We start from the raw sequence: 26816 nt of genomic DNA on the forward strand, positions 1-26816 counted from the left end.
GGTGGCGCCGCCCGTACCGGGACCTGGGGGGAGGCCACTGGCATGCCGGCACAGGAGGACAGCGCCGCGACCCGGGCCTGGCAGGAAGCGACGGCCGACTACCTGGAGATCCTGCGGGTCGAACGCGGCCTGGCCGCCCACACCCTGGCAGCATACCGCCGGGACCTGGCCGACTTCGCCGCCTTCGCCGCCGCCCGGCAGGTGGAGCCTGCGGGCGTCACCCGCCCGCTGATCCTGGCCTACCTGCACCAGCTCGAGCGGGCCGAGCGGTCCCGGGCCACGGCGGCCCGCCGGCTGGCGGCCCTGCGCGGCTTCTTCCGCTACCTGGCCAGCGAGGGGAAGGTGGAGCACGATCCCGCCGAGGGCATGGCCACGCCCCGCGGCGGCCGCCCCCTGCCCCGGGTCCTGGCGGTGGACGAGGTGGAACGGGTGCTGGAGCTGCCGCAACCGGCTTCTCCGGCGGGCCTGCGGGACCGGGCGGTGCTCGAGCTGCTCTATGCCACCGGCCTGCGGGTCTCGGAACTGGTCGGCCTCGATCTGGACGACCTGCTTCTGGATCACGGCCTCCTGCGCTGCCGGGGGAAGGGGGGCAAGGAGCGGGTGGTTCCCGTGGCCGCGCCGGCGGTGGAAGCCACCCGCCAGTACCTGGCACGGGGGCGGCCCGCCCTGGCCCGCCGCCCGGGTCAGCGGGCGCTGTTCCTCAACCAGCGGGGCGGGCGCCTCAGCCGGCAGTGGGTCTGGCACCTCTTGCGCCGGGCGGCCCGGCGGGCGGGTGTGCCCCGGGCCGTGAGCCCCCACACCCTGCGCCACTCCTTCGCGACCCATCTGCTGGCGGGCGGTGCCGACCTGCGGGCCGTGCAGGAACTGCTGGGCCACGCGGACATCTCCACCACCCAGATCTACACCCATCTGACACGGCACCACCTGCTGGAAGCCTATCTCCGGGCCCACCCCCGGATGGCGCCGGGCGGCGGCCGTCCCGGGTCCGGAGCAGGGGGAAGGACGTGATGGAATCCGGACGGTCCGGTCCGGCGGAGGGCCTGCGCGGCCTCCCGGCGGTGCACCGCCTGCTGGGGCACCCGGCCGTGCGGGCGGCCGCCGCGGGTCCTGCCGCAGGCTGGGCGACGGCCGTCGTCCGGGAGGTGCTCGAGGACGAGCGCCGGCGCCGCCGGCAGGGAGAGGAACCCCGCACGGCGGACGAGCTGGCGGCCCTTGCCGCCCGGCAGCTGCAAGCCTTGACGCGCCCCTCGCTGCGGCCCGTCATCAACGCCACCGGAGTGGTTCTGCACACCAACCTGGGCCGGGCCCCCCTGGCCCGGGAGGCGGTGGAGGCCGCGGCCGCCGTGGCCGGCGGCTACTCCACCCTGGAATACGATACCGGGTCGGGAGGCCGCGGCTCGCGGCTCGAGCACGTGCGCCACCTGCTGCGGCGGCTGACCGGCGCAGAAGACGCCCTGGTGGTCAACAACAACGCCGCGGCCGTGTTCCTGGTGCTGGCGGCCCTCGCCTCCGGCCGGGAGGTGGTGGTGTCCCGCGGCCAGCTGGTGGAGATCGGCGGTTCCTTCCGCATCCCCGAGATTTTGGCCGCCAGCGGTGCCCGGCTGGTGGAGGTGGGGACCACCAACAAGACCCGCCTGTCGGACTACGAGGCCGCCATCGGTCCCGACACGGCGCTGCTCCTGCGGGTCCACACCAGCAACTACCGCATCATCGGCTTCACCGCCAGCGTCCCCCTGTCCGACCTGGTGGCCCTGGGCCGGCGGCACGCCCTGCCGGTGGTGGACGACCTGGGCAGCGGCCTGCTGCTCCCGCCCGCCGGGCCGGAGGCAGCAGGGCTGGCCAGCGAGCCGGCCGTTCGGGACAGCGTGGCCCAGGGCGCCGATCTGGTGACCTTCAGCGGCGACAAGCTGCTGGGAGGACCCCAGGCGGGCATCATCGCCGGCCGGGCCGACCTGATCGCCCGCCTGCGCCGGCACCCGCTGATGCGGGCCCTGCGCTGCGACAAGCTGGTGCTGGCCGCCCTCGAAGCCACCCTGCGCCTTTACCTCGACCCCGAAGCGGCCCGCCGCCAGGTGCCGGTGCTGGCCATGCTGTCCCGGTCGCCGGAGGAACTGGCCCGAGCGGCCCGGCGGCTGGCGGCCCGCCTGCGCCGCGCCCTGGGCCCCCGGGCCCGCATCCGGCTGGCCGCCGGCGAGTCCCAGGCCGGTGGGGGGAGCCTGCCCGAGGTCCCCTGGCCCACCACCCTGGTGGGCATCGAAGCGCCCGGTCTTCCCGCGGCCGCCCTGGCGGCGGCGCTGCGCCAGGGGGAGCCGCCGGTGGTTGCGCGGGTCCAGGACCAGGTCCTGTGGCTCGACCCCCGCACCCTGCTCCCCGGGGACGAGCGGGTGCTCGTCGACACCGTAGTCGCTGCCCTGGATCGCCTGGGGCCGGGCGCATAGGGGGCCTGCCCCGGGAAAACCTACCTCCCAGCGAAGGCGTGATCCGCGAGGAGGGATGTGGGGTGCCCGAGCCGCGTCGGCGGCCCGGCGGGGGCCGATCCGGGGGGCAGCGACGGCCGGAGCGACGGCCAGAAGGGCTTGCAGGGTGGAAGCGCGGCATCGTCGCCCTGGCGGTGACGGCGGGGGTGATCGGCAGCGTGCTGGCCATCGCCCCGGCCGCCCCGGCGGCGGCGGCCCCGGCCCCCGGGCCGGGCGAGCGGCCACCGGCGGGGAATGCCGGGGAGGCAGGAGGTCCCGGCTTCCCAACCCGGTCCGCCGCCCTGCTGGTCATGGACCCCGCCAGCGGCCAGATCCTCTGGGAGAAGAACGGCGACGAGCCCCGCCATCCGGCCAGCATCAGCAAGCTCATGACCCTCCTGCTCACCCTGGAGGCCATCGATGCCGGCCAGATCCGCCTGCAGGACCAGGTGACGGTGAGCCCCCGCGCCCAGGGCACGCCGGGGAGCACGGCCTTTCTGGAGGCCGGCGAGCGGATCACCGTCGAAGACCTGATCAAGGCCGTGGCCGTCGCTTCCGCCAACGACGCCTGCGTGGCGCTGGCGGAGTACATCAGCGGCGACGTGGACCGGTTCGTCCAGCGGATGAACCAGCGGGCGGCCGAACTGGGCCTGACCCGCACCCGCTTCGTGGACCCCCACGGCCTGACCGACCAGCCGGGCAACCGCATGAGCGCCCGGGACGTGGCCCTCCTGAGCCGCTACCTGATCAACCACCACCCGGAGATCCTGCACTACACCTCCATCTGGGAGGACTGGCTGCGCAAGGGGACCGACCGGGAGTTCTGGCTGACCAACACCAACAAGCTGGTGGCCTGGTACGAGGGGGTCGACGGCCTGAAGACCGGCCTGACCGACGAGTCGGGGCCGTCGGTGGTGGTCACGGCCCGCAAGGGCGACGACCGCTTCATCGTGGTGGTGCTGGGCGCGCCGGACAGCAACACCCGCTGGCGGGAAGCCAGCCGCCTTCTGGACTGGGCCTTTGCCTCCTTCGATTCGGTGCCCGTCGCCCGGCCCGGCCAGCCCCTGCGGGCGGTGCGCGTCGCCGAGGGGCGCCAGCTCAAGGTGCCCGTCACGGTGGAAGAGGTCTTCGGGGTCACCGTCCCCCGGGGTGAGGGGGGCCGGGTCCGCTGGGACCTGGAGGTGACGGAGCCCGTCCCGGCCCCGGTGGCACCGGGGCAGCGCGTCGGGCGCATCGTCGCCCGGGACGGCCAGCGGGAGCTGGCCTCGGCCCCCGTGGTGGCCGCCCAGGCGGTGGAACGGGCCGGCCCGCCCACCTTGCTGGCCCGCCTCTTCGGCTGGACCTGGCCCATGCGCTAGGACCGCCGCCTGCCATCCGTCGTCCCCGGCAAGCCGCCGCCGGCAGGGATCCCCGGCCCGGCGGCGAACTGTTGTCCGGGGAAATCGGGGAGAGAGGGCGATAGGAGGCGTTGGCGTTGCAGGTCCAGCTGGACTGGACGGGACGCACCCTCGTCGCCCGGCTGGCGGGAGATTTCGACGAGCATGGGGCCGAGGTCTTCCGCCTGGAGATCGAGCGCGCCGTCCGCCGGCGCGCCTACGACCATCTGGTGGTGAACCTCCAGAAGGTCCACTTCATCGACAGCTCCGGCCTGGGCGCCCTGCTGGGCCGGTACCGGCGGGCCCGGGAAGACGGCGCCCGGGTGAGCATGGTCAGCGCACCGCCCCACGTGCGGGCGGTGCTGCAGATGGCGGGGATCCTGCAGTGGATTCCCCTTTACGACGACGAGCCCACCGCGCTGGGTGCGGGCCGGGGGGTGGTTCAGGGATGAGTCGCCGTGCCGAGCCCGTGCATGCCTTGCCTCGTGCCGCCGCACCCCAGCCTGGGAAGGAGGGCCGGGCCATGTCCCGCCGCGCCACCGCACCTCGCTGGCTGGAGCTGCGCCTGTCCAGCCAGGCGGAAAACGTGGGGGTGGCGCGGGTGGCCGTGGCCGCCTTCGCCGCCCAGCTGCCCTTCACCTTGAGCGAGCTGGAAGAGATCAAGGTGGCCGTCTCCGAGGCGGTGACCAATGCCGTCGTCCACGGTTACGGCCACGACCATGGCGTGGTGACCGTCCGCGCCGGGCACGACGGCCGCCGCCTCTGGGTCGAGGTGGCCGACAGCGGCCGCGGCATTGCGGACATCGAGCAGGCGCGCCAGCCCGCCTTCTCCACCGACCCCGAGCGCATGGGCATGGGCTTCGCGTTCATGGAGGCCTTCATGGACCAGGTGGACGTGGAGTCGGTGCCCGGCGCCGGAACCACGGTCCGCATGTACAAGCGGCCCCGGCCCCAGGAGGGCAGCGGGACGCCCGGAGAGCCGGCCCGCCCGGCCGTCGCCGGGCCCGGCCCCGCAGCCCTGCCATCCACCGGAGCGCCGCCGTCCCAGGCGGAAGCGGCCGCAGGCCGGGTGGAGGAACCCGGCCCTGCAGGCCCCGCTGCCGGCCGCTAGGGGGCGGGGGCCGTGGAGGATCGGTTATGGGAGCGGGCGCGCCAGGGCGACGGGGAGGCCCGGGAGCGCCTGGTGGCCCTGCACATGCCCCTGGTACGCCATGTGGCCCGCCGTTTCGCCAGCTTCGGCCACGACCTGGACGACCTGATCCAGGCCGGGACCATCGGCCTGCTGCAGGCCATCGACGGCTTTGACCCGTCCCGCGGTTACCAGTTCTCCACCTACGCCGTGCCCGTGATCCTGGGGGAGATCCGCCGCTGGCTGCGGGCCAGCGACCCGGCGGGGTTGAGCCGCGCCATGCGCGCGCGGGTCGCCGAGATCCGCAGGGTGGCGGACGCCATGGAGCAGGAACTGGGACGGCGGCCGCCGGCGGCCGCCGTCGCCCAGCGGCTGGGCTGCGATGTGGCCGATGTCACCTTCGCCCTGGAAGCGGCCCAGAGCCCCGTGTCCCTGGACGAGCCCCTGTCCGCCGAACCCGACGCCGCCTGCCGCGGCGACCGGCTGCCGGCGCCGGGGGATCCGGACTGGAGCGACACCATGGCCGTACGGGCCGCCCTGGCCCAGTTGCCTCCGCGGCTGCGCACCATCATCGCCCTGCGCTTCTTCCGCGACCTGACCCAGGCGGAGGTCGCTGCGGCGGTCGGTCTTTCCCAGCCCCAGGTGTCGCGGCTGGAGAAGATGGCCCTGGCCCGGTTGCGCAGCTTGCTGGCGGGTGAGGGGGTGGCCGCCGCCGCCACGGGTGACGCCGTGCGGGGCGGGCCTTGCTGACGCCCGGGCCCGCAGGTCCTGGGGGAGCGTGGCGCCAATCCGCAGGTCCTCCGGGGAAAGCGAAGGACCGGGCCGCCGCCGGGGCGGGCGCCGGACCGCGCCCAGCATGCCGCAGGCGGGGCGCCGGACCCCACCAGGGGCGTGACGGTGCACCGCGCCACCGGTGCAGCGTGCTGGGGCTACGGGCCTTGATCGTGGGGCCTTTGTCGATCTTTCGGTCTTGCTGGATGTGCAGGCAGGGGGCCTCCCTTGAGGCCCCCTGTCGTTTGGGCGCCGGGTGCTGCGAGGCGGTGTACCCTGGGGCGCCGGGCGGGCGCAGCATAGGGCTCCGGGGGGCCGGGAAGGCTAGCAGCGGAACGCTCCAAGGCCTATACCGGCCGGGCCGCGCCCGGCGGCCGGGTTCGTCCGGCCCGCGGCGCTTCCCGGCGACCCACGTGGAGGAGGGTGCGCCGTGCCTGACGTGGTGAAGGTCATCGAGCTGGTCGGCGAGTCCACCAAGGACTGGACCGATGCCGTCAGCAACGCGGTGGCGGAAGCCTGCAAGACCATCGACAACGTCTCCGGCGTGGAGGTCGCCAACCTGACGGCGAACGTGGACAACGGCCGGATTGTCGAGTGGAAGGCCAACGTCAAGGTGGCCTTCAAGGTCGACAACAGCCGGCGCGGCGTCTGAGGGCGCCGCGCCGGTCGTCGCGGGGAACGTCCATGGCAAGGGCAAGCAAGGAGCAGACCCAGGCGTACCAGAAGGCGGTCCAGCGCATCCTGCCCCCCAAGCCCATCGCCCGCAACGCGTTGATGGCCTTTCTTGTCGGCGGCAGCATCTGCACGGCCGGGCAGGTGGTCCTCAACCTGCTGAAGAACGCCGGCCTGCCGGCCACCGACGCCGCTTCCTGGACCGCGGCGGCCTTCATCCTGATCGGGCTTTTCCTGACGGGGCTGGGGGTGTACGACGACCTGGGCCGGGTGGGTGGCATGGGGGCCTTCCTGCCCATCACGGGCTTTGCGAACTCCATCGGCTCGGCGGCCATGGAGTTCAAGCGCGAGGGCTGGGTGCTGGGGCTGGGGGCCCGCATGTTCCAGATCGCCGGCCCGGTCATCGTCTACGGCGTCGCCGCCGCCACGGTGATGGCGGGCTTGCTGACCCTGCTGGGCGGCACCCGGGCCGCCCTGGGCGGGCCCTGACGCGGCGAGGCGGCGTCCGGTACCTTGCGCGTCCGTTACCTGGCGCCCGGCACCCGGTGGGGGCGACGGCAGCCCCGCACCCGGTGGGGGCGACGGCAGCCCCGCGGTGATCGGGCAGCCTCCAGGCACCAAGGCGACAGGATCGAGGATCGAGGTGGGGTCAGGGGGGGGATGGGGGTGGCTTCGCTGACGGCTATTGCGAGCTTGCTGGAAAAGGGGCGGAGCGCGCACCTGGGCCCGGCCCGGCGGCAGGGCCAGGGCCGCCGGGCCGGCCAGCAGACCCTGGTGTTCCACAACCGCCCGCGCATCGCCGCCGCTGCTGCCGTGGCCGGGCCCAAGGAAGCGGAAGGTCCCCTGGGCGCCTACTGGGACCGCACCTACCCCGACCGGCTGCTGGGGCAGCGGTCCTGGGAGCGGGCGGAGCGGCGGATGTCCCTCGACGCGGCGGTGCTGGCCCTGGAAAAGGCCGGGCTGGAGCCGGCGGACATCGATCTCCACCTGGCCGGGGATCTGATGAACCAGCTGACGTGTGCCAGCTTCACGGCAGCCGAGCTGGATATCCCCTATCTGGGCCTGTTTGCCGCCTGCGCCACCTGGGCCGCCGCCCTGGGCCTGGGGGCCCTGCTGACCGACGCGGGGTATGCCTCCCGGGTCCTCTGCACCACCTCCAGTCACCACGACACCGCGGAACGCCAGTACCGGTTCCCCACGGAGCTGGGCAACCAGCGGCCGGCCACGGCCCAATGGACGGCCACGGGGGCGGCAGCGGCCGTGCTGGTGGGGGAGGCCCGCCCCCTGCCGGAGGGATGGACCGCCGGGGAGAATCCCTCGGAGGCACGAGGCACGTCACCCCCTGACGCCGGCCGCGCCACCGGCGGTGCCGGGGAACCCGGCCCACGGAACTGGGTCGGGGCGGGTGCGGGGGCGGACCGGCCGGCCGGAGGCGCGGCGGCAAGGGGCGCGGGCCACGGCCGGCCCGGCGGCGGCCTGCCCGTGGTGATCACCCACGCCACCTTTGGCCGGGTCATCGACATGGGGCTTACGGACCCCTTCGACATGGGCTCGGCCATGGCGCCGGCGGCGGCCGACACCATCCGCCAGCACCTGCAGGACACGGGGCGGCGTCCTGGTGATTACGACCTGATCGTGACGGGCGATCTGGCGCGCTACGGCCACCGGCTGCTGGTGGAACTGCTGCGCGAGCAGGGGTATGACGCCGAAGGGGTGCTGGCCGACTGCGGCCTGATGCTGTACGACGCCTCCCAGGGAGTCTACGCCGGCGGCAGCGGCACCGCCTGTTCGGGCATGGTCAGCGCCGGCTACCTTTTGCGGCGCATGGAGCAGGGCGATCTTGACCGGATCCTCCTGGTGTGCACCGGCTGCCTGCACAGCACCACGACCTACAAGCAGGGCGACAGCCTGCCCACGGTGGCCCACGCCGTGGCCCTGGAGGTGGACCGCGTCCCGCCGGGCACCAGCCCGCAGGACGGTCCCCGCGGCGGGACCGGCGGGGGCACAGGCGGCGGGAGGGACGGCCAATGAGCTACTTCTGGGCCTTCGTGGTGGGCGGGGCCCTTTGCACCCTGGCCCAGCTGGTCCTGGACCTGACCCCGCCCCGCTTCACCCAGGGGCATGTGATGGTCCTCTTCGTGGTGCTGGGCGCCATCGCCGGCGGTTTGGGCCTGTACCGGCCCCTGGTCGAGCTGGCGGGAGCCGGCGCCACCATCCCTCTGCCGGGTTTCGGCTTCGCCCTGGTGGAAGGTGCCCTCAAGGGCGCGGGGCAGGGTCTGGCCGGGATCCTGGCCGGCGGCCTGGCGGCGACGGCCCTGGGCCTGACGGTGGCGGTGCTGGGCGGCCTGCTCACGGCCCTGCTGTTCAATCCCAAGGGTTGATCGACCAAGGGGGTGTGCGCCCGGTGGCAGGGGCTTGGCGCCTGCCGGAAGGCGAGGTCCGGCGCCCGGCGGCGAGCGCCCTTCAGGGCGCCCTTTGAGACCACCGCGCCGCCGGGATCGAGAGGCCCCAGGCCGCCGGGACACCCGCGCCAGGTCGCCGCACGGGGGCGGCATCACCACCGGCCGGCGCGGAAGGGAGGGCGGTGCCATGACGCAGCGGGCGGGTTCGCCCGGACGGGGTGCCGGCCAGACGGCGGCATCCATCACCCGGACCGTCCACCACCAGGAGCAGAAGCACCGGATCCGGCGAGAGCTGGAAGCCAACCTGGAGTACATCCGCCGGACCCTGGGAGCGGGCGAGACCTTTGACGTCTTGATCAAGCCCTCCCGTTTCGCAGGGCGCGACGCCGTGCTGGTGGGCATCGACGGCCTGGTCAAGACCGACGTGCTGCTGCGCATCATGCAGGCCCTGGCCGTCTTCGAGCCCGACGAACCGGCCCAGGAGGACGAGCGCCTCTGGTTCACCCAGGTCTTCGTGGAAGGCATCGGCTTCATCGAGGTCGACCCGGCGGAAACCCTGGACGACGTGATCGACAAGGTGCTGATGGGGCCCGTGGCCCTGCTGGTGGACGGCCTGGACCACGCCTTCATCATCGACGTCCGGACCTACCCCGGGCGGGGGATCGCCGAGCCGGCCCTGGAGAAAGTGCTGCGCGGGCCCCATGACGGGTTCACCGAGACCCTGGTCCACAACACGGCCCTGATCCGCCGGCGCCTGCGGGACCCCCAGTTCCGGGCGGAGGTCCTGCGCATCGGGCGGCGCTCCAAGACCGACGTGGCCATGGTCTACCTGAAGGACGTGGCCAATCCGGAGCTGGTGAAGCTGGTTCGGGAGCGCCTTAAGGCCATCGAGACGGACGCCATCCCCATGGCCGAGTCGGCGGTGGTGGAGCACCTGGCGGGACCGCGCCGGTGGTGGAACCCCTTCCCCCTGGTGCGGTTCACCGAGCGGCCTGACGTGGCCGCGGTCCACCTGATCGAGGGCCACGTTCTCATCCTGGTGGACACGAGCCCCTCGGCCATCATCCTGCCGACCACCCTGTTCCACCACCTGCAGCATGCCGAGGAGTTCCACGAGAACGCCACCGCCGGCACATGGGCCCGGCTGATCCGGTACGCGGGGGTGCTCCTCTCGTGGCTGGGGCCGCCCCTCTGGGTGGCCCTGGTGCTGGACAAGGGCCAGTTGCAGGGCCTGCCCGACCAGCTGGTCTCCATCCTGGGCCCCCGCAAACCGGCCGGTATCGGGCTGGAGTGGCAATTCATCCTGGGCGAGGTGGGCATCGAGCTGATCCGGCTGGCGCTGATCCATACCCCGGAGGCCCTGTCCACGTCCCTGGGCATCATCGGCGCCGTCCTCATCGGCCAGCTGGCGGTGGAGGTGGGCATGTTCACCAACGAGGCCATCCTGTACATCGCCCTGGCGGCCCTGGGGACCTTCGCGACGCCCAGCGTGGAGCTGGCCCAGGCCTTCCGGCTGCTGCGGGTCGGCCTGCTGGTCCTGGCCGGCGCCCTGGGCATCCCGGGCTTCCTGATCGGCCTGCTGCTGTCCCTGGTGCTGCTGCTCGGCACGCGTTCCTTCGGGGTGCCCTACCTGTGGCCGCTGGTCCCCTTCGACGGCCGGGTCCTGGCGCGCATGCTGCTGAGACAGCCCATGACGGTCCGGGTGGCCCGGGACCGAACCTTCCCCCGGCCCGCCGGGGAGGCGGAAGAAGCCGGCGGGCCGCAGCCGGCCTGAACGGGTGGGCCGCCGGTGCGGTCAAGATGCCGCCGCCCGGTCCGGCCGCCCCAAAACCCTGCGCCGCCGCGGCCCCCTCCTGGCCGGCCGCCCCCGTTGGGCGCCGGCCTCTTGTGCCAGTTCAATAACAGGACCCGCCGGTCCACATAGAACCAAGCCCCTGCGCCCTAAAACCAGCCCCTGCGCCGCCTCCACGCCAGCCCGGCAACCTGGGGCGGCGGCCCCGCCCCTCAGGCCGTTCCTCGCCGGTGCCGGAGCAGCCGCCGCAGGTTGTCCCGCCCGGGGCGGCCGCCGGTTCGGGTCCCGCGCCGCAGGCGGCGCGCCGTGAGGGGGCGCCGCCTGCGGGTGGGCCGGCCGATCCGGACACCGTGTCGCAACACCGCGACCAGCAACGCTTCCAGGACCACCGATGCAATCCGGCACCAGCAGTCGCCGCCGGTTCCGGTCTGGGCCTGGAGCACCGGTCCACCTCCCCTGCCGCCTGGATGGGACCGCCGCCCAAAGGCGTTCCCTTCCGGCCCGGTGGGACGCGTCGGTCCCCGGCCTCCCCCTGCCGTGCCGCCAGGGGAGGGGTCCCGGCATGTCCATGGTGAGCCCCAGGAGGCGGAACACGCCGTGCCCGCCACGCACCGGCGTGAGCTCGGACCGGACGGAACGGGCCGGCCGGCAGGGGGCAGGGGAAGCGGGGCCCGGGGACAGGGCGGCCAAACGCGTCGCCGTGTGCTGCCCATCGGGGGGCCGCGCCTCCCACCCGCTCCCGCCCGGCCCGCCATGCCACGGGACCGGCCGGCGCTGACGGCCTTGCTGCGGGCGGGCTGCCGCGGCGGCGCCGGTTCCACCCCCCCGTCCTTGACCCGGCGGGCGCCCCTTGGCTAGACTCGAGCCAGATTGCCGGGCTGGCATGCCGGATCTGGCAGATTCCGGCGGACACCCGACCAGCCGGGGAGGGCGGTAGCGGGCGTCCCGGGGCCTTGCCCCGCCGGGCAGCGGGCGCCGCCGCGAACCGCCGGCGCCGGCCCGCTGCAAGGAGCGTTGCCCGTGCCGGGGCTCTTCGACCCGATCGGAATGCTGGTGGCGGCGCCGGGGCTTTTGCTGGCGCTGGTCCTGCACGAATACGCCCATGCCCGGGTGGCCCACCAGCTGGGCGATCCCACGCCGCGGGCCATGGGCCGCCTGACCCTGGATCCTCTGGCCCACCTGGACCCGGTGGGCACCCTGTTGCTGGTGGTCTTCGGCTTCGGGTGGGCGCGACCCGTCCCCGTCAACCCGTGGCACTTCCGCAACCCGCTGGCCGGCATGGCCCTGGTGGCGGCCGCGGGCCCGCTGACCAACCTGGTCCTGGCCTACCTCACCCTGGTGGCCTGGTATCTCTGGCAGCCTGCGGGACTGGTGGGGGAAGCCGTGACCCACATCGCCGTGATCAACGTCTACCTGGCGGTGTTCAACCTCATCCCCATCCCGCCGCTGGACGGGTCCCGGGTCCTGCGGGCCGTGCTCGGCCGCGGCGGGCACTGGCTGGACGCCCTGGAGTCCTACGGGTGGCTGCTGGTGATCCTGCTGGTGGCCACCGGCGTGCTGGGCGCCGTGCTCCATCCGGCCGCCACCGTAGTGCTGGCGGGGCTATCCCAGGCCGCCGGCACCATCACAGGGGCCCGTTGAGATGCCCGGAGCCGGCCGCCCCCCAGGTCCGGCCCCGGACCGGCAGGGACCGGGCCGGGCGCGGTCCGCGGGCAGGACGTCCCGCGGGTGAGCGGAACCGCGGGCGGGTGGTCGATTCCCTTGCCCGGCCGCTGGACGATCCCGCGGCCGGGCGCCTCTTCCAGGCGGTGCCGCCTGGCGGCCTGTTCGTCCCGGGAGGATCCATCCATGGCTTATACGGTGCGGCTTGACCAGTTCGAGGGGCCGCTGGACCTGTTGCTTCAGCTCATCGAAAAACAGGAGATCGACATCCACGACATCCCCATCGCCCGGATCACAGAGCAGTACCTGGCCCACCTGGACGCCATGCGCCAGCTGGACCTGGAGGTCACCAGCGAGTTCGTGGTGCTAGCCGCCCAGCTCATCGACATCAAGGCGCGCATGCTGCTGCCGCCGGAGCCGCGGGACGGGGACGGCGAGGAGGCCGTCGAGGAAGACCCCCGGGAAGAACTGGTCCGGCGCTTGCTGGAGTACCGCCGGTACAAGGAAGCGGCCCAGTACCTGAGCCAGCTGGCCGAAAGCTACGGGGGCCGCTACCCGCGCCTGGCGGAGGCCGTGGCTCCCCTGGCGGGGGACCTGCAGGGTCTGGAAGGGGTGACCCTGGACGACCTGGTCCAGGCCTTCGCCCGCATCCTGGCGTCCATCCGCGAATCGCCCGAGGTGGTGGTGGAGCGGGAGGAGGTCACGGTGGCCCAGCAGATGGAGGCGATCATGGAACTGGTCGCAGCCACCGCGGGTCCCGTGACCTTCCGGGCCTGCTTTTCCGGCCGCGCCCGCCGCATCGAGGTGGTGGTCACCTTCCTGGCCCTGCTGGAGCTCATTCGCCTCGGCCGGGTCCGGGTCCGCCAGGACCGGGCCTTCGGCGAGATCGTCCTGTACCCCGGGCCGGCCGCCGGCCAGCCCCTTGATCCGGAACGGGAGCCTGCGGCGCCGGGCACCAACCCGGCCCATGGCGGCGCGCCGGGGGGGACGCCGGCATGAGCACCGGTCCGGTCCGGGGAGCGGTGGAGGCCCTGCTCTTCGTGGCGGGGGAACCGCTCCCTGCCAGCCGCATGGCCCGCATCCTGGGCGTCAGCGAAGCCGTGGTACGGGAGGCCCTGGAAGAACTGGCCCAGGCCTGCCGCGCGCCCGGGCGGGGCATCGAGCTGGTGGAGGTGGCGGGCGGCTGGCAGCTGGTGACCCGGCCCGAGTACAGCCGCGCCGTGGAGGAGCTGCTGCAGCCGCGGCGCCAGGCCCTTTCCCGGGCCGCCCTGGAGACCCTGGCCATCATCGCCTACCGCCAGCCCGTCACCCGGGCGGAAATCGAGGCCATTCGCGGTGTCCAGTCCGATGCCGGCCTGCGCGCCCTGCTGGAACGGGGGCTGGTGCGTGAGGTGGGGCGCAAGGAGGCCCCCGGCCGGCCCATCCTCTACGGCACCACGCCGCTGTTCCTCCAGCAGTTTGGCTTGCGCGACCTGAGCGAGCTGCCGCCGCCCGGCACCTTCGCAGCGGGCGCCAGCCCGGAGCCGGAGCAGCCCGCCGGCGGCGGGCACGTGGCCACGCCTTCCGGCTCCCCACCGGATGCCGAGCCCCAGCCGGATACGCCACCGGCTCCCCGGGCGGCTTCCTAGGCGGCCCGTGGTCGCCACGGCGGGCGGGTTGCCAGGTGCAGCGTCCGCGGCCCCGGCCTGTGGCCGGCCCGCGGGTTCCGGCCGGACACCGCCCGTTGCCGGACCCTGGTAGCCCATCCGGGATCCGGGCACCCTAGGGGCGGAGGTGCGTCCCGTGCCCCCGCTGGGCAGCTGCCCGCCGTGCCCACCGGCGCCTGGATCCGGCACACCGTATCCGGGGCGGTCCCTGCCGCCCCCTGCCAGCCCTTTCGCCCCCGCTCCCCGGCCCACCCCGCGGCGGAGGAACCCGGCTGCCCCCGTGCTTCTGCTGGCGCACGCAGCCGGCGGCGCGGCGGCGGCCGGGACCGGCTGGCTGCCCGGGACTGCCCGCGCGCCCGCCGTTCCGGACGGGCTCCACGGGCGACTGCTGGTGACCCTGGCCGGGCTGGCGCTGGCGGCCAGCCTTCTGGTCATGCTGTTGCGCCGCCCGGTCCTGCCCGTCCGCCTGCGGGGGCGCTGGCATGGTGGCCGCCTCACCCTGACCCTCCAGGTGGGCTGGTCATGGCTTGCCTTCCGCTATCACCTGGCCTGGAGGCCACCCGGCCCCCTTCAGCTCCGCCGGTCCCTGCGCCTGCCGCCGGTGCTGCCCCGCCGCCGGGTGGTGCTGTACCGGCGCCGCCTCATGCCCCGGCCCGCGTGGCCCTGGCCTTTGCCGGAGGCGACGCCGGCCCGCCAGTTCGTGCGGCTCGTCACGGCGGGCCGGTGGCAGCTGCGGCGCCTGATGGTCAAGGCCCGGGCCGGCCTGGCCGATGCGGCCCAAACGGCCTGGCTGGCCGGAACCCTGTGGGCCCTGGCAGCGGCCGCCTCTGCCGCGGCGGCAGGGGCGGCCCCCCGGCGCGCGCCCTCCGCTCCCGACATCCGGGTGGAACCCGCCTTCGGCAGGCCCGAGTGGGCTGTGGATCTGGACTGCATAGCCCTGGTCGCCCCATGGGAGGCTATGAGCGCCGCCCGCGCCCTTCTGGGGGTCCGGCGCCGGGCCCGCAATGGGGCGCCGGGCGCCGGAGCGGCCGGACCGGGCGGCACTGGTGCGGCCCGGTGCGCTGAGGGCCCGGGACCTGGGGCGCCACCGGTCCCGCCGCGCCCTGGGGGCGCGGCGGGACCGGCCCAGACCGGATCATCCGCAGCCCGGGGCGCTCGCGCCATCCTGCAGGGGCCCCTGGGGCGATGAGGGAGGAACGGCGGAGTGAGCCAGCATCCCATCCAGGGCTTGATGCAGACGGCAATGGAAAGCCTCAAGCAGATGGTCGACGTCAACACGGTGGTGGGCGATGCCGTGGAGGCCAAGGACGGCACGGTGATCGTGCCCGTGTCCCGGGTCTCGGTCGGGTTCGTGGCGGGCGGCGGCGAGTACGGCCGCGAACCCCGGCGCACCGAGGCCGGCGGCGCCGCCTGGCCCTTCGCGGGCGGCAGCGGGGCGGGCGTGAGCGTCCAGCCCGTGGGCTTCCTGGTGGTGGGGCAGGGCCGGGTGCGCCTGCTGCCCGTGGCCGAGGGGGCCTTCCTGGACCGCATCATCGACGCGGCACCCGAGGTGCTGGAGCGGGTGCGCCGATTCTGGGCGGCCCGGGACGGCATGGCCGGCGGGACGGTCGGACAGGCGGGTGGCGCCGGGGCGCCCCGGACCGCTGCCGGTGGCGGTGGCACCTGGGGGAATGGCGGCGCCGTGGGGCAGCCGGGGGTGGTGGGAACGGCGGGAGCCGCCGGCACGGGCGGGCCTGGCACCGCCACGGGCGGAACCGGAGCCGCCAGCCGGTCCCCGTGGTCCGCCGATGCCATCGGCGACGAGAGCGGGGTGCTGGACTAGCCCGCCGCCCGGCGGCGCCAGCGCCCGGCGCCGCCAGCGCCCGGCGCCGCCAGCGCCCACCAGGAAGGGAGGGACGGCCGATGCGCAGCCTCTGGCGGGGTGTGATCAGCTTCGGCCTGGTCAACATCCCCGTGCGCATGTACCTGGCGGTGGAGGAACGGGCCGTCCACTTCCGGCAGCTGCACCGCCTCTGCGGGACCCCCATCCGCTACCGCCGCTGGTGCCCGCGTTGCGACGTGGAGGTGCAGCCGGAGGAGCTGGCCAGGGGCTACGAGTACGCCCCCGACCGGTTCGTCCTGATCACCGACGAGGACCTGGCGGGCCTGCCCTTGCCGACGGCGCGGGCCGTGGAGATCCTGGATTTCGTCCACGGCGAGGACATCGACCCCATCTACTTCCAGCGGACGTACTACCTGGAGCCTGCGGAGGGCGGCGAGAAGGCCTACCGCCTTCTCCGGCGGGCCATGGACCTGCGCCGCTGCGTGGCGGTGGCGCGGGTCGCCCTGCGCAACAAGGAAACCCTGGCCTGCCTGCGCACCTACCGCCACCAGGCTCTGGCCCTGGTGGCCATGGCCTACCCCGACGAGATCCGGCCTCTGGAGGCGCTGCCGGCCTTCGCGGCCCTGGGCGCTCCGGAGCCGCTGGCCGCGGGGGGCGATGGCCAGTGGGCGGGGACGGGCCGCCCGGTGACCGGCGGCGGGCCGGTTCACGGCCGTGCGGGCAACAGCCTGCCTCGGGCGTACGGGGACGGCGCCGCCCTGGCCCTGCCCGGTTCCCCGGACGGAGCCGCCGGTGCCGGAACCCCGGGTGACGGCACCCGGCCGGCGGGAGAGCCGGTGGCGGACCGGGAGCTGGAGCTGGCCCTCCACCTGATCGACCGCTTGACGGCCCCCTTCGACCCGGGGCGATACCGCGACCGCTACCGCGAGGCCCTCCTGGCCGTGGTCGAGCGCAAGCTGGCCGGCCGGGAAGAGGTGGTGGCACCGCCCGAACCGGCGCCCGTCCTCGATCTGATGGAAGCCCTGCGGGCCAGCCTGGCGCAGGTGGAAGCCCGGGGTGGCGGAAACGGCCGGGAGGACCGGCCTGACCCGCTCCGGGGCGCTCCCGCTGGGGAACCGGCCGTGCCGGGCGGCGACGGCAGCCCCGGCGGCCCCGGTGCCGTGGCCGCCGCCGGCCGCTCCCGCGGCCCGGTACCGTGGCCCGGCTACGGGCCGGGGGATCCCGGGGCGAAAGATGCCGGGTCCGGCCGCTGATCGCCGCGGAGGAGGGAGTGCGGGTGGCGGCGGGACCGCCCATTCCCCGCAGCTGGGACGAGCTGTGGCAGCCCGGCCGCATCGCGCCCATGCTGGCCCGCCGGGCACCCGGACCCTTCTCCTCGCCCGCCTTCCGGTTCGAGATCAAGTGGGATGGCTACCGGTGTCTGGTGTTTGCCGATCCGCGGTCCGGCACCACCTTCCTGCAGTCCCGTCACGGCTACGACCTGACGCCCTTCTTCCCCGAGCTGGCCGGGCTGCACCGGCTGCTGGCCGCCCCTGCCGTGCTGGACGGCGAGATCGTGGCCCTGGCCGGCGGCCTGCCGTCCTTCGCCGCGCTGCAACGGCGCCTGGGCCGCCCGGCCGGCAGCCGGCGGCCGCCGGGTCCCCTGCCCGCCCTGCTGGTGGCCTTCGACCTCTTGGGGGACGGCGGCCAGGTCCGGCTGCGGGAGCCCCTGGCCGAGCGGCTCCTGCGGCTGGCCCGGCTCGTTCCCGGCGGTGCCGCCCCGGGCCTGGTGCTCTCCCAGGGCGTGGACGAGGCGGGCGAGGCATTCTTCGCCCGGGTGCGGGCCCAGGGCCTGGAGGGGGTGGTGGCCAAGCGGCTGGACAGCCCGTATTTGCCGGGATGGCGCACCGCCTACTGGCAGAAGATCAAGGCCGAGCGGGAGCTGGAGGCGGTGGTGGGGGGCGTGGTCCCCGGCGGCCGCGCCGCCGGGGTCGGCACGCTGCTGCTGGGCCTGTTCGGCCCCGGCGACGCGCTGCATTACGTGGGCCATGTCAGCACGGGTCTGGGCAGCGGGGAGGGCCGATGGCTTCTGGCCCGCCTGCGACCCCGGGCGACCTGCCCCTTCGCCCGCATCCCCGAGCGGGCCCGGGGCCAGCCGGTGGTCTGGGCCGAACCGGCCCTGGTCTGCCAGGTGGGCTACCTGGAGTGGACCCCCCAGGGCCACCTGCGGCACCCCGTCTTCCGGCGCTGGCGGGACGACGTGCCCGCCTCCCGGTGCCGCCTCCCCGGCCACCACCCCGCCCGGATGGCCGCCGGGCCCGAGCACGTGCCGGCGGCCGCCGCAGGCCCCGGCCCTGCCGGCGGGGGCGGTCAGGGCGAAGCCGGCGGCCCCGGAGCCGGCGGCCGCGGAGATGGAGATGGCGGCGGTTCCCCCGCGCCGGGTTCCCGGCCACGGGATGGGGACCGGCCCGGGCACGGGAACAGGCCACGGGCTGCGGACTCGCCGGGCCAGGGCGCGGACCGCCAAACGGCCGGGCCATGCGCCGCGGCCGGTGCGGCCGGCGCCCCCGGCGGGGACGAGGGGCCCCGGCCGGGTTGAGCCTCGACCGGGTTGAGCGGAGGAGGGATGGGGTTGCCCGGCGAGCGCCCGCGGGCTGAGGAGCGGCTCCGGGTCCGGGTGGCGGGCCGGGAGTTGGAACTGTCCCATCTGGACCGGCTGCTCTGGCCCGAGGACGGGCTGACCAAGGCGGACCTGATTGCCTACCTGGTGCAGGTGGCACCGCACCTGCTGCCCCACCTGCGGGACCGCCCGCTGGTCTGCACCCGCTACCCGGACGGCGCGGCGGGGGCGGGGTTCTATCAGAAGGACGCCCCGCCCGGTACACCGTCCTGGGTGCGCACCTGGCCCTACCGGACGCGGGAAGGCCGGGTCATCCGGTTCCTCCTGGCGGACGAACCGGCGACCCTGGCCTGGCTCGGCCAGCAGGCGGCCATCGAGATCCACCCCTGGCTGTCCACCATCCGCCATCCCGACCGCCCCGACTGGGTGGTGTTCGACCTGGATCCCGGGCCGCAAGCCTCCTTCGACCTGGCGGTGGAGGTGGCCTTCTGGGTGCGCCGGGTGCTGGAGGCGCTCGACCTGGAGGGCTTTCCCAAAACCTCGGGTGCCACCGGGCTGCACGTGTTCGTCCCCATCCTTCCGGAGCATCCTTATCCCGTGGTGACGGAGTTCGCCCGGCGGGTGGCGGTCCTGGTGGAGCGGATGCGGCCCGACCGGGTCACCACCGTCCGCGCCGTGGCGCGCCGGCCGCCGGCGGCGGTGTATCTGGACTTTTTGCAGAACGGCCTGGGCAAGACCCTGGTGACGGTCTACGGGCCCCGGCCACGGCCCGGGGCCCCGGTGTCCGTGCCGGTGACCTGGGCGGAGCTGGAGCGGGGGGTCGATCCGGCGGCGTGGAACGTCCGTACGACCCCCGCCCGCCTGGCCCGGGTGGGCGACCTGTGGGCGGCCGCGGCGGCCCGCCGGCGGTCGCTGGCCGCCGCCTGCCGGCGGCTGGGCATGGGCGAAGCGGGAGGCCGCCCCGTACGGGATCCCGGCCCCGTACCGGATCCCGTGGGTCCCGTCGGCACCAGGCCCAGGTAAACCCCCGGCCCGGTGAAGCCCCCGGAAGGAGGTGACGGCCTTGGCCCTGCGATGCTGGCCCGAGCTGCGCCGGTTGTGGGAGCGGAAGGGTGTCCACTACCTGGGTTACCAGGTGGAAGCGGCCCGGCGTGTGGTGGAAGACCTCCAGGGGCGCGCCATCCTGGCCGACGAGGTCGGCCTGGGCAAGACCGTCGAGGCCGGTCTGGTGACCCGGGAGCTGATGGCCCGCCACGGCGTCCGGACCGTGCTGGTGCTGGTCCCGACCCCGCTGGTCAGCCAGTGGGCCGCCGAGTTCCGGGACAAGTTCGACCTCAAACTGGCCGCCAACCCGAGGGGGGCCGCCCTGCGCCAGGCGGAGCGCCTGGTGATCTCCATCGACCTGGCCAAGCGCGACGAGCAGCGCCGGGTGCTGCAGGCCCGGTCCTGGGACCTGGTCATCGTCGACGAGGCCCACAAGCTGAAGAACCGGAACACCCAGGTCCACGCCTTCGTCAGGGGGCTGGAGGCGAAGTACCTGCTCCTGCTGTCGGCCACACCCCTGCAGAACGACCTCACGGAGCTCTACAGCCTGGTCAGCCTAGTCCGGCCGGACCTGTTCGGTTCCTACAGCGAGTTCTGGCGGAACTTTCTTCTGGACAAGCGGACGCCCAAGGATCCCCAGCAGCTCAAGCAGGTGCTGGGGCAGGTGATGATCCGGAACCGCCGGGCCGAGCTGGACCTGCCCTTCCCGGCCCGGGAAGTGGAGCTGGTGGGCCTGGAGCCCTTCCCCGAGGAACGGGAGCTCTACCAGGCGGTGCTGCGGGCCGTGCGGGAGGAGTATGCGGAGCGGCGGCTTTACAACGGGACCGTGCTGCCCCTCCTGATGCTCCAGCGGGAGGTCTGCTCCAGCTCCCACGCCCTGCGGGCCACCCTGGACCGGCTGGCCGGCAGCGAGGGGTGGCAGTCGCTGGCCTGGGCGCGGGTCCGGGAGCTGGCCCGCCAGGTGGAGGAAAACCACAAGGCGCTGATGCTGGAGCGCCTGGTCGAGAAGCTGGACGAGCCGGTGGTGGTGTTCACCGAGTTCCGGGCGACCCAGGACTACCTGGCCCGCCGCCTGCGCCGGGCGGGCGTCGAGACGGTGGTCTACCACGGCGCCATGGGCGCCTGCGAGCGGGATGCGGCCAAGGCCCGCTTCCGCAAGGGAGCCCGCGTCCTGATCAGCACCGAGTGCGGCGGTCAGGGCCTGAACCTGCAGTTCTGCCGGAACGTGGTGAACTACGACCTGCCCTGGAACCCCATGCGGGTCGAGCAGCGCATCGGCCGGGTCCACCGCCTGGGCCAGGAGGCGGAGACGGTGCGGGTCTTCAACCTCTATGCCCGCCGCACCATCGAGGAGTACATCCTGCGCCTGCTGGACGAGAAGATCAACCTCTTCCGCCAGGTCATCGGCGAGATCGACCTGATCCTGCGCAGCCTGGACCGCGAGAAGTCCATCGAGGCCCGCATCGCCGAGATCACCCTCACCTCCCGCGACGACGTTGAGATGGCCGAGCGCTTCGAGCGCTTCGGCAACGAGCTGGCCGCCTTCATGGAGCGGGTGCGGCACCGCACCCTGGCCTGGATGGGTTCGGGCTGACCCCGCTGGGATGAGGTCCCCCCGGCCCGCATATGGATTGGCGTGACGGTGCTGGTATGGTCCCGGCGCGCCCCCGGGCACCGGCGGCGCGTTCCCCGGTCAGCAAGGGGCACGTTCCCGGGCGCAAGCGGCCGGCCCCGGCAAGGGCGTCACGGGCGAGGGGGGAGCGGCGTGATCGACCTGATCTGGCTCGGCCTGCTGGTGGTGGGGCTGGCCGTGGCGGCGGCCACCGGCCGGGTCGACCAGGTGACCGAAGCCGTGATGTCCTCCTCCCAGGTGGCCGTGGAGACGGTGATCGGCTTCCTTGGCATCACCTCCCTCTGGCTCGGCGTCATGAAGATCGCCGAAGAGGCCGGGCTGGTGGCCGCCCTGGCGCGGTGGCTGGAGCCCCTGCTGCGCCGGCTCTTCCCCGGCATCCCCGCCGGCGACCCGGCCCTGGGCGCCGTGGTGATGAGCATCAGCGCCAACATCCTGGGCGTGGGCCCGGCCGCCACCCCCCTGGGCCTGAAGGCGATGCAGGAGCTGCAGCGGATCAACCCCCACAAGCACGCCGCCTCCGACGCCATGGTCACCTTCCTGGCCATGACCACCTCAGGCATCACCCTGATCCCGGCCACGGTCATCGCCGTGCGGGCCGCCGCCGGCTCGGCCCACCCCGCGGAGATCGTCGGGCCGACCCTGGTGGCCAGCACGGTGGCCACCTGTGTGGCGCTGCTGGCCGACCGCCTGCTGCGCCCCCTGGCGCCCGTGCCGCCCCCGCCGCCCGGCCCGGAGGAACCGGCCGGGCCGCCCCAGGAGCCGCCCGCTGCACCAGGTCACGGCCCGGAGGCCGCGGCCGGCCCCGCGGGTACCGGCGCCGCCCCGGCAGGCCACCGGTCACCGGGCACCGCGGCACCGGGCGCCCGGGAACGGGGGCGGGTATCCGAGCCGCCCCGGCGGCGGGGGAGCCGGCCTGCGCGGCCCGGCGCCAATCCGCCCGGCCGGCGGGCCGGCTGAGCCCGGGGACGCCGGAGGGAAGGGCATGTTCTGGGACGCCCTGCAGTTCATCTCCATTTGGTCGATTCCCGCCATGCTGGTGGGCATCCCCGCCTATGGCTACCTGCGCGGGGTGCGGGTCTACGAGGCCTTCGTGGAAGGCGCCAAGGACGGGTTCTGGATCGGCGTGCAGATCATCCCCTACCTAGTGGCGATCCTGGCGGCCATCACCGCCTTCCGCGAATCGGGCGCCATGGACCTCCTGGTGGGGTTGGCCGAGCCCGTGCTGCGCCCCCTGGGAATGCCCGGCGAGGTGCTGCCCCTGGCGCTGATCCGGCCCCTTTCCGGCGGCGGGGCCTTCGGGGTGATGGCCGACCTGGTGCGCCAGCACGGCCCCGATTCCCTCGTCGGCCGCATGGCGACGGTGATGCAGGGCAGCACCGACACCACCTTCTACATCCTCACGGTGTACTTCGGCTCCGTGGGCATCCGCGCCTCCCGCCACGCCCTGCCCGTCGGCCTGATCGCCGACGCCGCGGGGATCCTCGCCTCCGTCCTGCTGGTCCGCGCCCTGTTCGCCTAGTGCCCGGACCGGGCCGCCGGCCGGGGCCGGGCTCCTCCACCCGGGACCCGGCCCGGCGCCTCGCCACCGTGGACGACCCTGGCAAACCGGGCCAATATAAAGGGGAGAGCGGAAGGAGGGTCCTTCGTGTCCTTCGAACGGCGGCTGGAAGAACTGGGCCTCCAGCTCCCCCCGGTGGCCCCGCCGGTGGCCGCCTACGTCCCGGGGGTTCTGCAGGACGGCTGGCTCTACGTCTCCGGACAACTGCCCCTGAAGGAGGGGCAGGTGGTGTATCGCGGCAAGGTGGGGCGCGAGGTCAGCCCGGAAGACGGCTATCAGGCGGCCCGCCTGTGTGCGCTCAACATCCTGGCGGTGGTCCGGTCGGTCACGGGTTCCCTGGACCGGGTCCGCCAGGTGGTGAAGGTGGTCGGCTTCGTCAACAGCGCGCCCGGGTTCGCGGGCCAGCCCCAGGTGGTGAACGGCGCCTCCGAGCTGTTGGGCCAGGTCTTCGGCGAGCAGGGGCGCCATGCCCGCTCCGCCGTGGGCGTGGCGGAACTCCCCCTGGATGCCGCCGTGGAAGTCGAAGCCATCTTCCGCGTGGAGGGCTGATCCGTGCCCGCCGAGCGGTTGCAGAAGCTCCTGTCCCGGGCGGGCGTCGCCTCGCGGCGGCAGGTGGAGGCGTGGATTGCCGCCGGTCGCCTCACCGTCAACGGCCGGCCGGCCGTCCTGGGTACCCGCGCCGACCCGGCCCGGGACGTCATCGCCCTGGACGGCCGCCCACTGGCCGGCCTGGCAGAGCGCCTGGCCCGCAAGCGCTACGTCCTCTTTCACAAGCCGCGGGGTATGGTGACCACCCTGCGGGATCCCCAGGGCCGGCCCAACGTGGGCGACTTCTGCCGGCGTCACGGGCTTCAGGGCTTGCACCCCGTGGGCCGGCTGGACTTCGACAGCGAGGGCCTGCTGCTGCTCACCGACGACGGCGAGCTCACCTTCGCCTTGACCCACCCGCGCCATGAGGTGGACAAGGTCTACCACGTACTGGTGCGCGGCGACCTGGACCCTGCCCGCCTGCGCCGGCTGCGCGACGGGGTGCTGCTGGACGACGGCCCCGCCCGCGCCCGTATCGCCCGCGTGCTGCGCCCCCGCCCCGGCGGCGGCTGGGTCGAGGTGGTCCTGCGGGAGGGGCGCAAGCGGCAGGTGCGGCGCATGTGCCAGGCGGTGGGCTGGCAGGTGGTGCGGCTGGTGCGGGTGGCCGTGGGCCCCCTGCGGCTGGGCCGCCTGGCGGCGGGGGCGTGGCGTCCCCTGTCGCGGCAGGAGGTGGAGTCCCTGCGCGTGGCGGCGGGGCTGCCGCCCCGGCCGGACGAACCGGCTCCCCGCCACCGGCAAGCAGGGGAAGGGCGGCCGGCCCGCGGGCCGGCGTGGGGGCGAAGGGTGCCCGCCGGCCTGGCGGGGCGACCCCCTGGGCCCGCCCGGCCCGGGGCCGCTGCCCGACGCATCTCCGAAGGACCTGCCCTGCAGGGACAGGGTCCGCGGGGCAGGGTGTCCCGGCCCCCGTCAGGGCGCAACAGGAGGAGGAAGGCGAACCATGAGGGATAGCGAGCGGCTGCCCGGGAGGCCGGAGGGGGCCCTTCCCGGCCAGGACGGCCACCACGGCGGGGGACTGGGCGCCGGGGCCCCGTGGCCGGCCGCCGGCGACGGAGGGCGGCCCGGGGCCGCACCTGGGCCGGCGGCCGGGCGGCCCGCGGCCGGTGGCGACCCGGCGACCCCGGGGGCGGCCCCGGGTGCCTTCCTGGTGGATTCCTTCCGGGCCCTTCAGGCGGTACGGCCCGCACCGGACCGGCTCCACTCGGCGACCCACGAGGAGATCCGCAGCGGCGCCACCACCGACGTGTACTTCGTCAAGACCTACGAGGTCCTGCGGCACCTGGGCGCGCTCGACACCCCCGTCACGGCGGACATCTTCGCGAACCGGCCCGGCATCCTCTGCGGGGTGGAGGAGGCCCTGCAGCTGTTGCAAGGGTTGCCGGTGGCGGTCTGGGCCGTGGACGAGGGGCGCCCCGTGGAGGCCGGCCAGGTGGTGATGCGGATCCAGGGGCCATACGGCGCCTTCGGCCTCTATGAGACGGCGCTGCTCGGCATGCTGGCGTCGGCCACCGGCTGGGCCACCGCCGCCCGCCGCATCAAGGACGTGGCCGGCGATGCCCCTGTGATCTGCTTCGGTGCGCGCCACGTGCATCCCGCCGTCGCTCCGGTGATGGAACGAGCGGCCCTGGTGGGCGGCATGGACGGCGCCAGCTGCATCCTGGGGGCCCGCCTGGCCGGCAGGGACCCGGCCGGGACCCTGCCCCACGCCGTCATGCTGATCGCAGGCGACACCCTGGTGGTGGCCCAGGCCGCCGACCGGGTCTTCCCGCCCGAGGAGCGGCGAGTGGTGCTGGTGGACACCTTCCAGGACGAGGCGGTGGAAGCGGTGCGGGTGGCCGCGGCCCTGGGCCGGCGCCTGGCGGCGGTCCGGCTGGACACGCCCTCGGAACGCGGCGGTGTGACGCCGGGTCTGGTGCGCGAGGTGAAGGCCCGCCTGGCCCAGGCGGGGTTCGGCCACGTCCAGGTCATCGTATCCGGAGGCATCACCCCCGACCGCATCCCGCCCCTGCGGGAGGCCGGGGCCGATGCCTTCGGCGTGGGAAGTTACGTGTCCGCGGCCCCTCCGGTGGACATGACCATGGACATCAAAGAGGTGGCGGGCCGGCCCGTGGCCAAGCGGGGCCGCATCCCCGGCGCCGCACCCGATCCGCGGCTGCGCCGGCGCCTCTGACCCGCGGCCGATTCCGGTCCCGCGGCCGCATTGAAACCCTGGCCCAAGAGGCATACAGTGAAGTTGGATAGTGAAGTTGGATAGTGAAGTTGGATCCCGTACGCAGCGCCCGTTTGCAGGATCCAGCAGCTGACCACCGGGTGGAACCGGTCCGGACCGGAGACCGGTCCCCAGCCCCGGCGGCGATGCCCGGCGACGGGGAAGCCCAGTCTGAAGAAGCAGAAGGCGCAACCCCTCGCGAAGCCGGATCTCGCGCAGGGCGGCTGTTGTCCCGCAGGTCGATGGCTGCGCCAGGCCTGGCAGCCGGGGTACAAAATGGCCCGGGTGCGGGCCGGCGAGAAGCAGGCATTGGCCGCGTCCATGCGGAACCTTCCTCCCGGTGGGGACGGTTCGCCGGAACGATCCGTGGTACCGCGGTTGGCGGGAGTTCGCGGGTTCATCATGAGCCCGTATGTGAACGATGTCACAAAGTAGCGGCCGTCCCCGGGCCGCTCCTGCAGCGGCCGGCCGGCCGGAAGCGAAGCCCCGCGCGCCGTGCCGCCCCGAGGCCAGCCGGCGCGGGAAGGATGGTGGAAGCATGCACATGGTGGTCTGCCTCAAGCAGGTGCCCGACAGTTCGGAGATGCGCATCAACCCGAAGACCGGCACGCTGGTGCGCCAGGGCGTGACCTCGATCATCAACCCGTATGACGTCCACGCCCTGGAGGCGGCGTTGCAGATCAAGGACCAGTGGGGCGGCCAGGTCACGGTGGTCAGCATGGGACCGCCCTTCTTCGAGCAGTCCCTCAAGGAGGCCGTCGCCGTCGGGGCGGACCGTACGGTGCTGGTCAGCGACCGCGCCATGGCCGGCGCGGACACCTTCGCCACCAGCCGGGTGCTGGCCGAGGCGATCCGGCGCATCGAGCAGGAGTTCGGCCCGGTCGACCTGATCTTCTGCGGGCGGCAGACCATCGACGGCGACACGGGCCAGGTGGGGCCGGGCATCGCTGCCCGCCTGGACATCCCCGTGCTCACCTACGTCATCCGGATCCGCGAGGTGAACCCCGAGGGCCGGTACATCGTGGTGGAGCGCAAGGTGGAGGGCGGCCGGCAGGTGGTCCGTTCCGCCCTGCCCGCCCTGCTGACGGTCGAGAAGGAGCTCAACGAGCTGCGCTACGCCTCGCTTCCGGGCATGCTCCGCGCCGCCCGGCACAAGCCCATCGTGTGGAACCGGGAGACCCTGGGGCTGGAGCGGACCGAGGTCGGCCTGCTGGGCTCCCCCACCATCGTGGCCCGGTCCTTCACGCCGCCCGAACGGAAGCGCGAGACGGTGCTGATCGACGGTAGCGACCCGGAGCGGGCCGCCCGGGAGCTGGCCGACCGGCTGCTGGCGCACCCCACCTTCCGCAAGGCGGTGGTCGACGCGCGGCGCACCGCCAGGATGGCGGAGGCCATGGCGGCCGGGACGGGTGCCGGTGCCGGTTCGTCCCGGGGACAGTGACGGCCGCGCCAGGGAGGGG

The 26816-nt window shown here is 74.4% G+C and carries 26 protein-coding genes and 1 pseudogene; 26 read left to right on the forward strand and 1 reads right to left on the reverse strand.

Annotation, left to right across the window (positions count from 1 at the left end):
- Positions 1-42 precede the first annotated feature (42 nt).
- From xerD to ACZ5T9_RS08205, 11 genes and pseudogenes are all read left to right on the forward strand, one after another.
- On the forward strand, positions 43-1008 hold the full coding sequence (gene xerD, locus ACZ5T9_RS08155; RefSeq protein ID WP_464832566.1) for a site-specific tyrosine recombinase XerD: 966 nt from the start codon (positions 43-45) through the stop codon (positions 1006-1008).
- Entirely contained in the window at positions 1008-2438 is a 1431-nt protein-coding gene (gene selA / locus ACZ5T9_RS08160) for an L-seryl-tRNA(Sec) selenium transferase (protein WP_464832567.1), read from the forward strand. Before xerD ends, selA begins: the two co-directional genes overlap by 1 nt.
- A gap of 62 nt (positions 2439-2500) precedes the next feature.
- Positions 2501-3814, forward strand: a complete 1314-nt coding sequence (locus tag ACZ5T9_RS08165) for a D-alanyl-D-alanine carboxypeptidase family protein (protein WP_464832569.1) — start codon at positions 2501-2503, stop codon at positions 3812-3814.
- 116 nt (positions 3815-3930) lie between these two features.
- Entirely contained in the window at positions 3931-4284 is a 354-nt protein-coding gene (locus ACZ5T9_RS08170; protein WP_006904805.1) for an STAS domain-containing protein, read from the forward strand.
- Between the two features lie 71 nt (positions 4285-4355).
- A pseudogene (gene spoIIAB / locus ACZ5T9_RS08175) lies at positions 4356-4775 on the forward strand (anti-sigma F factor); the annotation flags it as partial.
- Positions 4776-4955: 180 nt separating this feature from the next.
- Positions 4956-5711: a sigma-70 family RNA polymerase sigma factor gene (locus ACZ5T9_RS08180; protein WP_464832570.1), complete on the forward strand. Its 756-nt coding sequence runs from the start codon at positions 4956-4958 to the stop codon at positions 5709-5711.
- A gap of 451 nt (positions 5712-6162) precedes the next feature.
- Entirely contained in the window at positions 6163-6384 is a 222-nt protein-coding gene (locus ACZ5T9_RS08185) for a dodecin family protein (protein ID WP_006904808.1), read from the forward strand.
- Between the two features lie 32 nt (positions 6385-6416).
- A complete protein-coding gene (locus ACZ5T9_RS08190) occupies positions 6417-6893 on the forward strand; it encodes a SpoVA/SpoVAEb family sporulation membrane protein (protein ID WP_006904809.1) in 477 nt (158 codons plus the stop codon).
- A gap of 171 nt (positions 6894-7064) precedes the next feature.
- The gene (locus tag ACZ5T9_RS08195) at positions 7065-8435 is read left to right on the forward strand and encodes a stage V sporulation protein AD (protein WP_464832571.1); all 1371 of its coding nucleotides are present in this window, start codon (positions 7065-7067) and stop codon (positions 8433-8435) included.
- The gene (locus ACZ5T9_RS08200; protein WP_006904811.1) at positions 8432-8785 is read left to right on the forward strand and encodes a SpoVA/SpoVAEb family sporulation membrane protein; all 354 of its coding nucleotides are present in this window, start codon (positions 8432-8434) and stop codon (positions 8783-8785) included. Before ACZ5T9_RS08195 ends, ACZ5T9_RS08200 begins: the two co-directional genes overlap by 4 nt.
- 208 nt (positions 8786-8993) lie before the next feature.
- A complete protein-coding gene (locus ACZ5T9_RS08205) occupies positions 8994-10580 on the forward strand; it encodes a spore germination protein (RefSeq protein WP_464832572.1) in 1587 nt (528 codons plus the stop codon).
- A gap of 230 nt (positions 10581-10810) precedes the next feature.
- Here ACZ5T9_RS08205 and ACZ5T9_RS08210 read toward each other — a convergent pair whose 3' ends face one another.
- The gene (locus ACZ5T9_RS08210) at positions 10811-11041 is read right to left on the reverse strand and encodes a hypothetical protein (protein WP_464832574.1); all 231 of its coding nucleotides are present in this window, start codon (positions 11039-11041) and stop codon (positions 10811-10813) included.
- A 577-nt stretch (positions 11042-11618) separates the two neighbouring features.
- Between ACZ5T9_RS08210 and ACZ5T9_RS08215 the strand changes: the two genes are divergently transcribed.
- The 15 genes from ACZ5T9_RS08215 to ACZ5T9_RS08285 all read left to right on the forward strand — a co-directional run bounded on the left by ACZ5T9_RS08215 (position 11619) and on the right by ACZ5T9_RS08285 (position 26797).
- Positions 11619-12239 (forward strand): site-2 protease family protein, encoded by a 621-nt coding sequence (locus ACZ5T9_RS08215; RefSeq protein ID WP_006904814.1) that lies wholly within the window; start codon positions 11619-11621, stop codon positions 12237-12239.
- Between the two features lie 207 nt (positions 12240-12446).
- Positions 12447-13259: a segregation and condensation protein A gene (locus tag ACZ5T9_RS08220; RefSeq protein ID WP_464832575.1), complete on the forward strand. Its 813-nt coding sequence runs from the start codon at positions 12447-12449 to the stop codon at positions 13257-13259.
- Complete coding sequence (gene scpB, locus ACZ5T9_RS08225) at positions 13256-13888, forward strand: SMC-Scp complex subunit ScpB (protein ID WP_464832576.1); 633 nt, start codon at positions 13256-13258, stop codon at positions 13886-13888. The genes ACZ5T9_RS08220 and scpB overlap by 4 nt, the downstream gene beginning before the upstream one ends.
- A 298-nt stretch (positions 13889-14186) precedes the next feature.
- Positions 14187-15095, forward strand: coding sequence for a hypothetical protein (locus tag ACZ5T9_RS08230; RefSeq protein WP_464832577.1), 909 nt, complete (start codon positions 14187-14189; stop codon positions 15093-15095).
- A gap of 15 nt (positions 15096-15110) precedes the next feature.
- Positions 15111-15728, forward strand: a complete 618-nt coding sequence (gene ytfJ, locus ACZ5T9_RS08235) for a GerW family sporulation protein (protein WP_464832579.1) — start codon at positions 15111-15113, stop codon at positions 15726-15728.
- Positions 15729-15808: 80 nt separating this feature from the next.
- The gene (gene ku, locus ACZ5T9_RS08240) at positions 15809-16981 is read left to right on the forward strand and encodes a non-homologous end joining protein Ku (protein WP_464832580.1); all 1173 of its coding nucleotides are present in this window, start codon (positions 15809-15811) and stop codon (positions 16979-16981) included.
- Between the two features lie 23 nt (positions 16982-17004).
- The gene (locus tag ACZ5T9_RS08245; protein WP_464832581.1) at positions 17005-18306 is read left to right on the forward strand and encodes an ATP-dependent DNA ligase; all 1302 of its coding nucleotides are present in this window, start codon (positions 17005-17007) and stop codon (positions 18304-18306) included.
- A 27-nt stretch (positions 18307-18333) separates the two neighbouring features.
- Complete coding sequence (ligD, locus tag ACZ5T9_RS08250) at positions 18334-19350, forward strand: non-homologous end-joining DNA ligase (RefSeq protein WP_464832582.1); 1017 nt, start codon at positions 18334-18336, stop codon at positions 19348-19350.
- Between the two features lie 31 nt (positions 19351-19381).
- Positions 19382-20965: a DEAD/DEAH box helicase gene (locus ACZ5T9_RS08255; RefSeq protein WP_464832583.1), complete on the forward strand. Its 1584-nt coding sequence runs from the start codon at positions 19382-19384 to the stop codon at positions 20963-20965.
- A gap of 171 nt (positions 20966-21136) precedes the next feature.
- Positions 21137-21961, forward strand: coding sequence for a nucleoside recognition domain-containing protein (locus tag ACZ5T9_RS08260; RefSeq protein ID WP_464832584.1), 825 nt, complete (start codon positions 21137-21139; stop codon positions 21959-21961).
- A gap of 25 nt (positions 21962-21986) precedes the next feature.
- Positions 21987-22523: a spore maturation protein gene (locus tag ACZ5T9_RS08265; RefSeq protein ID WP_006904824.1), complete on the forward strand. Its 537-nt coding sequence runs from the start codon at positions 21987-21989 to the stop codon at positions 22521-22523.
- A 126-nt stretch (positions 22524-22649) separates the two neighbouring features.
- Positions 22650-23111: a RidA family protein gene (locus ACZ5T9_RS08270; RefSeq protein ID WP_464832585.1), complete on the forward strand. Its 462-nt coding sequence runs from the start codon at positions 22650-22652 to the stop codon at positions 23109-23111.
- Positions 23112-23114: 3 nt separating this feature from the next.
- The gene (locus ACZ5T9_RS08275; protein ID WP_464832586.1) at positions 23115-24098 is read left to right on the forward strand and encodes a pseudouridine synthase; all 984 of its coding nucleotides are present in this window, start codon (positions 23115-23117) and stop codon (positions 24096-24098) included.
- The gene (locus ACZ5T9_RS08280) at positions 24088-25317 is read left to right on the forward strand and encodes a nicotinate phosphoribosyltransferase (RefSeq protein WP_006904827.1); all 1230 of its coding nucleotides are present in this window, start codon (positions 24088-24090) and stop codon (positions 25315-25317) included. The genes ACZ5T9_RS08275 and ACZ5T9_RS08280 overlap by 11 nt, the downstream gene beginning before the upstream one ends.
- Before the next feature lie 577 nt (positions 25318-25894).
- Positions 25895-26797, forward strand: a complete 903-nt coding sequence (locus ACZ5T9_RS08285; protein WP_040827649.1) for an electron transfer flavoprotein subunit beta/FixA family protein — start codon at positions 25895-25897, stop codon at positions 26795-26797.
- Positions 26798-26816 lie beyond the last annotated feature (19 nt).

It is taken from the genome of Thermaerobacter nagasakiensis, from assembly GCF_055396825.1.

Excerpts from the sequence above, each read along its gene's own strand:
- xerD (WP_464832566.1), top strand. The coding sequence starts at position 43 with ATGCCGGCACAGGAGGACAGCGCCGCGACCCGGGCCTGGCAGGAAGCG.
- selA (WP_464832567.1), top strand. The coding sequence starts at position 1,008 with ATGGAATCCGGACGGTCCGGTCCGGCGGAGGGCCTGCGCGGCCTCCCG.
- ACZ5T9_RS08190 (WP_006904809.1), top strand. The coding sequence starts at position 6,417 with ATGGCAAGGGCAAGCAAGGAGCAGACCCAGGCGTACCAGAAGGCGGTC.
- ACZ5T9_RS08195 (WP_464832571.1), top strand. The coding sequence starts at position 7,065 with ATGGGGGTGGCTTCGCTGACGGCTATTGCGAGCTTGCTGGAAAAGGGG.
- ACZ5T9_RS08200 (WP_006904811.1), top strand. The coding sequence starts at position 8,432 with ATGAGCTACTTCTGGGCCTTCGTGGTGGGCGGGGCCCTTTGCACCCTG.
- ACZ5T9_RS08205 (WP_464832572.1), top strand. The coding sequence starts at position 8,994 with ATGACGCAGCGGGCGGGTTCGCCCGGACGGGGTGCCGGCCAGACGGCG.
- ACZ5T9_RS08220 (WP_464832575.1), top strand. The coding sequence starts at position 12,447 with ATGGCTTATACGGTGCGGCTTGACCAGTTCGAGGGGCCGCTGGACCTG.
- scpB (WP_464832576.1), top strand. The coding sequence starts at position 13,256 with ATGAGCACCGGTCCGGTCCGGGGAGCGGTGGAGGCCCTGCTCTTCGTG.
- ku (WP_464832580.1), top strand. The coding sequence starts at position 15,809 with ATGCGCAGCCTCTGGCGGGGTGTGATCAGCTTCGGCCTGGTCAACATC.
- ligD (WP_464832582.1), top strand. The coding sequence starts at position 18,334 with ATGGGGTTGCCCGGCGAGCGCCCGCGGGCTGAGGAGCGGCTCCGGGTC.
- ACZ5T9_RS08265 (WP_006904824.1), top strand. The coding sequence starts at position 21,987 with ATGTTCTGGGACGCCCTGCAGTTCATCTCCATTTGGTCGATTCCCGCC.
- ACZ5T9_RS08280 (WP_006904827.1), top strand. The coding sequence starts at position 24,088 with ATGAGGGATAGCGAGCGGCTGCCCGGGAGGCCGGAGGGGGCCCTTCCC.
- ACZ5T9_RS08285 (WP_040827649.1), top strand. The coding sequence starts at position 25,895 with ATGCACATGGTGGTCTGCCTCAAGCAGGTGCCCGACAGTTCGGAGATG.